The organism is Clostridium sp. (assembly GCF_030532265.1).
Classification (GTDB): domain Bacteria; phylum Bacillota; class Clostridia; order Clostridiales; family Clostridiaceae; genus Clostridium.
Genome location: NZ_JAUNLM010000074.1, coordinates 1 through 6,825, shown reverse-complemented (window position 1 = coordinate 6,825; position 6,825 = coordinate 1). Strand labels below are relative to the sequence as shown.

The following is a 6,825-nucleotide window of genomic DNA, read 5'->3' as shown; positions in this document are numbered from 1 at the left end:
TGCTCATTTTCAGGGTTTCTAATGTTGTATTTATTTTTTTCATATCTTGTAACAAACTTTTCTTTTCAGTTCTAATTTACTTTATTTAATCTAATAATTCTTGTCTACTATCACTAAATTTTTTTATTAGATCTTCAAGCCCTTTAATATAATTAATTCCTTGTTATTTTAGTTTAATAATTGAACTAGCCGTTTGTTTTGATAGTGTATATTTTTTAAATTCCTAACTTTTGATGATTTAGCTGTAATACTAATGATAAAACTAATAAGATGAGAAAGAACATAGCAACGTTGAAGAGAGATAATTATCGGCGGTCTTCGGACTGCATTAATTTTGCTTAAGTTTGCAGTATTTACTCATGTAATAAAATTATGTATGAAATAAAATAAAATAAAAATACAAGGAGGTGAAAACATGAAACCTGAAATTATAGCAATGGGCAATGGTTGTAAACTATGTGCTGGATGTACAGCATGCATGTTCTGCGGACCTACACCAGCAGCAGGTGCAGGAGTAGCAGGATTTGTAGGATTCTTCTAGATAGAAGAGAGGGGAATATTCTTGTAGTACAAGAATGAAAGCAAAAAGTTACTTTAACTAGTCTCAAATAGAAATATGGCAGATTTTAAAATAGCTATAATTGGTTTTTTATAGATATTTGGTCAATTTTTTTGAGACTAGTAATAACTTTTGATACATCTATAGCCAAATAAAAATTTTGGCTATAGTGTAGTTTTAATTCGGAGGATATATAAAGGTGTATTTAAAGGCTATAAATATAAAAGCAATAGAAAAACAAAAGAATGCTAACATTTTAGTGGTTGAAAATAGATATGAAAAAATGGGTGAATCTCTTTATTGGATAAATGATGATGCAACTAATATAATTCTTTGTTTAGATGGGCATCATACATTTGATGAAATTGCCAAAAAGATGTGCAATGACAATCTTAATTTAATAGATGAAGCAAAGAATAACTTAGGTGAATTTTTAAATTCTTTAATGTCAGGTTATGGAATTATTATTGAGAGATTAGAAAACCCAAAATATAAGGAAATAAGAGTTTTAGGGAACGGAAAAACACAATATCCATCTGCAATATCTATTGAAATAACACATACTTGTAATGTAAAGTGTTTACATTGTTATGGTGAATATTCATGCAAGAAAAAATTTAATGATAATACAGAATCGATATTTAAAATATTAGAAGATGCAAGAAAATCAGGCACTAGAGTAGTGGAGTTTACCGGTGGAGAAGTTACCTGTCATTCAAGATTTATTGATATTCTAGATAAGGCATATTCTTTAAATTATCATCTAGTAAGCATTTTATCAAATGGAACAAACTGGGATGAGGAATTGTTTGAGAAAATATATAAGAATAGGGATAGAACTGTAGTACAGATAGATTTGCATGGAGATAATGATGAATATATTAATTGGTTTATGGGTTCTAAAATAAAGAATATTTCGAATATTATAAAAAGCAATATAATTAGAATTCATAAAATGGGGATATACATGAGAATTGTAACTATGATAACACCAAAAAATATAGATCAATTAGAAAATATTGCAGATTGGATTCATGAAAATGGAATAGAGACTTATGGATTATCCTCAATTATACCGATGGGAAGAGCTACATTAAGAGATGATAATAATCTTTTATTAAAAACAAAAGAAGACGCTGAAAATTTGAACGGAGTTATTTCAAAAATAAATAATAAATATGGATATGGTTTTCTATATCAAGTAAAGGATGGAGATCCAAACGTTAAAAATTGTGGAGCATTTACAAGAAATCCATCTATTACTCCAGAGGGAGATATTAAATTTTGTGCTATGGATGATCAAACACTTATAAAAAGCTTTGGCAATGTATTTAATACTGATATCGGTAAGCTATATACAGAAAATTATAAAATATTAGATATAATAAGAAACATTGAAGCCCCAAGTTATGTAAATATTGAATGCGAAAATTGTGAGAAGAAATATTTTTGTAGTGAATGTATCATTAGGGGGATTATTGGAGCAAAGGAAATAGGAGTAGAAAATTGTGCTTGGTTTAAAAATAAATTAAATGATGATTTCAGGAGGCTTTTAATATGAATGTAATTGAAGTCAAAAATATGAGCAAGAATTTTAAAAACAAGAAGCTTTTTAACAATTTTTCTTTGAAAATCGAAGCTAATACAGTACATGCTCTTGTCGGTCCAAATGGATCTGGTAAGACAACTCTGCTTAGAATACTTACAGATCTTTATGATGAAGATAAGGGAGAGGCAAATATTAATGGAAGTCATGCAATGTTACTTGAAAATGACTATTTATACGAAGATAAGACAGGGCTAGAAAATATTAAAGTATATGGTTTATATTTTGGGTATAGTCTAGATAACTATCAAAAATATTCTGATTTGCTAGATATTACAAAGGATTTGAATAGAGATGTTTCAACCTATTCTAAAGGCATGAAGAGGAAATTATCTTTATTAATTATTGTAATGATGAATAGAGAGATAATATTTTTAGATGAGGTAACAAGTGGAGTAGATCCAATATCAAGAGTTGAGATAAGAAAACTCATAAAATTATTAAAGGATGAAGGTAAGACTATAGTAATTACTAGTCATGATCTGTCAGAGATTGAAAAGATCGCCGATAAAGTATCAATGATAAAATCAGGAGATCTACTTTTTACGAAGAATATAGATGAAATTGAAGGAGAAAGCTTAGAAGATTTATTTATAGAGGAAGGTACAAAATGAAAAATAAGATGAATATTAATAGAGCCTGTAGGTACTATTTAAGTAAAGACAAGGATTTTATTTTAAATTTATTATTATTTACTTTGATTTCTCTTGGCTTTATTTTTTTATTATATAATGGGATGTTTGATTCTAGAGGAAATGATTATATTGTATTAATGTTATACGTACTAATGCTTGGAATTTCCCTAATTATGTCTAATTCTATGGTTGTCAATTTAACAGTCAAGGATAAACTAAATAGACGTATAGAATTTATCTTGGCATCAGGAATAAATATAAAAGAATTGATTAAATCCTATGCAATAGAAATGTGGAGACTATCCTCTATCGTTCCATTTACATTATTTTTTCTATCTTATGTCCTAATAGATTTACAAATTGAATTTAAGTGGATTGTGGGTATATTTGTTACAATGATTGCTATGACGTATTTTGAAATACTATTTTTTAATATTATAAGTTTATCCCAAAAAAACTTTAAGTTTTTCAAAAATATAGTTTTCTTTGGAACAACAATTTTAATTTACATGATAGGCACATTTTCAGAGAAGATTCTATCATTAATAGAAAAATATAATCTAAACCTTATTTATATCATATTAGGAATAAATATAGGATTAGCGTTAGCATTTGCAATTTGTTCTATGAAGGATTTATCTAAGATTAACAATGAATCTGTAATTAATAAAGAAGGGTCATGGTCATGAAGTTAGTCATTAACGATTTAAGTAAGCTTTTAGATAAAAATGCCTTATTAATGTCTTTTATGGCACTAATGTGCTCTTTTATGGCTTTGTTTTTTGGTGATGGAGGGAGCCAAGAAATAAACAAAATCATAGATATAGTTAAAATTGATGGTATATTAATAATTTTTGTAATGTTTGGAGTAGAATTGTCTAAAAATACCTTGGTAGAAGATAAGATTAGCAAAAAGCTTGAATTTTTACTTGCAAATGGACTTTCTATTAAAAAAATTCTAGCCAAATATTTGTTCAGTATATACTTAGCAACTTTGATAATAGTTCTTCCGAGTTTAATTTTAAATCTATTGAAACTTGATTTAAACATGATTATTGGTTTAAATTTGATGTTATCAAGTTTTCTTTACACAGTAATAATTGTTTTAATCATTCTTTATACTAGAAACATGAATAAAATTAATTCTCTCCAAATTCGTTTGATAGGACTATCTTTAGCCCTTGTGATAACTTCTACCTTAGTATATAATTTTACAAATGTCTTGGAATTATATTTGGTAAGCAAGTTTTTTATACTGGCATCAATAATTATATTATTGGGTATAAATATTAATAAAGAAAGGATTGTAGTTAGCTATTATTAAATTATGTATAAAAGATTATTAAAAATTACTTTTGTTCACTTATGTATAATTTTATATTGGGGATTTCTTTATAAGACTGGAAATATTATTAAAGAAGTCCCTGTTTTAAATGGAGTTTCTATAATGTTATTTATGACTCTTTATTTTTTTATATATACAGAAATTTCAAATAAAAAAATACCATTGTGGATTTCAAATGTATTTACATTTATATCTTTATTTCCCCTTGCTATAATTTTAGGAAACTTCATAAAATACAAAATTATATTTGGACTAATAAGTCTTGTTTCGACAATTGTTTATGCAAAAACTTATATGAATTATTCAAATGCAAGTAAAATTAACATATTACCTATTTCTAAAAAAGCAACGAATATATTTACTATTTTTTTTCTACTTGTAAGCATATTGATAATATACCTATTTAATATATACTCCTTTATGATAAATATTTTTTACCAGCTCATATTTCTTGCGATAGAAAGCTTCTTTGTTCTATTTTTAAAAGAAAAAGAGGATACTTATGAAAAAACTTATAGGTTGTATTATTTATCAGATTATATGGCAAATGAAAGAGATGAATTTGCAAGAATTATACATGACGATATTATACAAGATATATTTGCCAGCAAAAATTATCTATCTGTAAAAGATCCAGATATTTCATATGTAAAAGAAATTTTAAGTAAGCTTGAAAATAAAGCAAGAAATATAATGAAATTTTATCAGTCAAACTTATTTGAAAAAGCAAACCTACAAACATCAATAGCAGCTATATTTGACAATGTATCTTCATTATATGTAAATAAAAATATTAAAATTGAGAAAATAATTGATAGCAATTTGCTAACAGGCAAGTATAAAAAGTATATAAAATTAATCTCAGTAATTTCAAAAGAATTAATAAATAATGTATTCAAACACTCGAACGCAAAATATTTAAACTATAAATTGTATAGAAAAGAAAATTTTATAGTAATAGAAATGAACAGTGATGGAGTAAGTCTTGATGATTATAAAAGTATTAAAGAGTCTAAAAGAGGAGTGCTTTTGCTTAATCTTTTAATAGACTCTAATTCAGGCGATATATCATATGAGATCAATGGAGATGTACTCTCAACTAAAGTAGTTTTGGAGGTGGAAACAGATGAAAATTCTTTTAATAGATGATCATAAAATATTTGGCGAGTCTATAAAACTGCTTTTAGAAGAGCAAGAAGATATTTGTAGATGTGATTATGTTTCAAATTTTGAGAGCTTTTTAAAAATAATTAGAAAACGAGAATATGATATTCTTTTGATCGATATAAATTTAAAAGACAGTAAAACAGGTCTTGATTTAATAGAAGAAATTTTAAATAAAAACAAGAAACAAAATATAATAGTTTTAACATCTTATGATTTAGATAATTATAAGGATATGGCTTTTAAGTTAGGAGTAAGAGATTTTATAAATAAGTCTGTAGAAATTGAGGAACTTTTAGAAAGAATAAAAAATGTATATAATGGCAACTATAAGAAAATAGACAAATACATTACTGATCCACTAACTAAACGAGAGATAGAAGTATTAAAAGAGCTAATAAAAGGTGAAAGTAAAAAGAACATTGCTAGTAAACTTTTTATAAGTGAAAGGACTCTTTATAACCATATTTCAAATATTTACGATAAACTAAGAGCTAATAATATTGTCGAAGCTTACAATAAGGCGATGGAGCTAGGATATATAGATCCAGTTATGTAATATTCATATGATAAAAACTTATTTGGAGATTAGTAAATCCTATCTCCAATTTTTTTTGTAAACTTTGCAGTATTTACTCGTGTGAAAAAAGAATTAAGAGTATAAAATAAGAATATAATAGCTAATCTATTAAAGAAGGCCTTAATTATGCAAATAATTAATCCGAAGATGTATAAGAATGGAGATTGAATTGATTTTAAAAAGAGAATTTTTAAAATGTAAGAGTAAACTATATGGGAGGAATTTTTATGAAAAAAAGAATGTTAATGTTGGCATTAGCTTTGTTTATGATGTTAGGTGTGATTTCAAACACAACTGTATATGCACAATCATATGAAAAGCCTAATTTAATAGAACTAACAGATAAGTACGTTGTATGTGAAAATGGGGAGTTTCATCTAGTTAACGCAAAGCAGTTAGAGAAAAGAATTAGTTATGATATAGAATTATATAGAGAAGAATTGAATGGTAATAACATCAAGCAATATCTAGAATTGTTAGAAACTAGATTAGAAAGTTTAAATGAACTTTCATATAATAATCAAATTATGATTAATGATAGCGGACAAATTATTGATTTATCTACTCAAACTTATTCGACTAGAAGTTCAAATATGCGTTCGGAAACATATTGGTGGGGTAGAAAACATATATTTTATACTGATGCTGCTGCAAGAGATTATGCTTATGATGTAAGAATGTCTGCACATGCAAATGCGGGTGCCGCAGTTATAGCAGGGGCAGTTTTTGGTGGGGTAGGTGCTATACCGAATGGATTGACGGCCGCATGGGCTTACTCTGTAGCTGATACAGTTGATTACAATGCTAACAAGCCAGGAAAAGGTGTTGTTTTAGAAGCAAGATGGATATTAACATACAAATGTTATCCGAGGTAATAGCTAATGAAATGGTGGGTATACTTATTATTTTTACTAGCATTATGTGCAGCTTTAATAT

At 26.7% G+C, this 6,825-nt stretch carries 8 protein-coding genes; all 8 read left to right on the top strand.

Annotated elements, in window-relative coordinates; genetic code table 11:
• Positions 1–415 precede the first annotated feature (415 nt).
• The 8 genes from Q4E08_RS11030 to Q4E08_RS10995 all read left to right on the top strand — a co-directional run bounded on the left by Q4E08_RS11030 (position 416) and on the right by Q4E08_RS10995 (position 6,764).
• Positions 416–541, top strand: coding sequence for a hypothetical protein (locus Q4E08_RS11030; RefSeq protein ID WP_303130947.1), 126 nt, complete (start codon positions 416–418; stop codon positions 539–541).
• 217 nt (positions 542–758) lie between these two features.
• On the top strand, positions 759–2,120 hold the full coding sequence (locus Q4E08_RS11025; protein ID WP_303130945.1) for a radical SAM protein: 1,362 nt from the start codon (positions 759–761) through the stop codon (positions 2,118–2,120).
• Positions 2,117–2,779: an ABC transporter ATP-binding protein gene (locus Q4E08_RS11020; RefSeq protein WP_303130943.1), complete on the top strand. Its 663-nt coding sequence runs from the start codon at positions 2,117–2,119 to the stop codon at positions 2,777–2,779. Before Q4E08_RS11025 ends, Q4E08_RS11020 begins: the two co-directional genes overlap by 4 nt.
• A 206-nt stretch (positions 2,780–2,985) precedes the next feature.
• Positions 2,986–3,489 (top strand): beta-carotene 15,15'-monooxygenase, encoded by a 504-nt coding sequence (locus Q4E08_RS11015; protein ID WP_303130942.1) that lies wholly within the window; start codon positions 2,986–2,988, stop codon positions 3,487–3,489.
• Positions 3,486–4,124, top strand: a complete 639-nt coding sequence (locus tag Q4E08_RS11010) for a hypothetical protein (RefSeq protein WP_303130940.1) — start codon at positions 3,486–3,488, stop codon at positions 4,122–4,124. The genes Q4E08_RS11015 and Q4E08_RS11010 overlap by 4 nt, the downstream gene beginning before the upstream one ends.
• Positions 4,125–4,664: 540 nt before the next feature.
• Entirely contained in the window at positions 4,665–5,294 is a 630-nt protein-coding gene (locus tag Q4E08_RS11005) for a hypothetical protein (RefSeq protein WP_303130939.1), read from the top strand.
• Entirely contained in the window at positions 5,272–5,868 is a 597-nt protein-coding gene (locus Q4E08_RS11000; RefSeq protein WP_303130937.1) for a response regulator transcription factor, read from the top strand. The genes Q4E08_RS11005 and Q4E08_RS11000 overlap by 23 nt, the downstream gene beginning before the upstream one ends.
• A 248-nt stretch (positions 5,869–6,116) precedes the next feature.
• The gene (locus tag Q4E08_RS10995; protein WP_303130935.1) at positions 6,117–6,764 is read left to right on the top strand and encodes a hypothetical protein; all 648 of its coding nucleotides are present in this window, start codon (positions 6,117–6,119) and stop codon (positions 6,762–6,764) included.
• The last annotated feature ends 61 nt before the right edge of the window (positions 6,765–6,825 follow it).

Bases quoted from the DNA above. Each gene is read 5' to 3' on its own strand.
- Q4E08_RS11030 (WP_303130947.1), top strand. From the start codon at position 416: ATGAAACCTGAAATTATAGCAATGGGCAATGGTTGTAAACTATGTGCT.
- Q4E08_RS11010 (WP_303130940.1), top strand. From the start codon at position 3,486: ATGAAGTTAGTCATTAACGATTTAAGTAAGCTTTTAGATAAAAATGCC.
- Q4E08_RS11000 (WP_303130937.1), top strand. From the start codon at position 5,272: ATGAAAATTCTTTTAATAGATGATCATAAAATATTTGGCGAGTCTATA.
- Q4E08_RS11015 (WP_303130942.1), top strand. From the start codon at position 2,986: ATGGTTGTCAATTTAACAGTCAAGGATAAACTAAATAGACGTATAGAA.
- Q4E08_RS10995 (WP_303130935.1), top strand. From the start codon at position 6,117: ATGAAAAAAAGAATGTTAATGTTGGCATTAGCTTTGTTTATGATGTTA.
- Q4E08_RS11020 (WP_303130943.1), top strand. From the start codon at position 2,117: ATGAATGTAATTGAAGTCAAAAATATGAGCAAGAATTTTAAAAACAAG.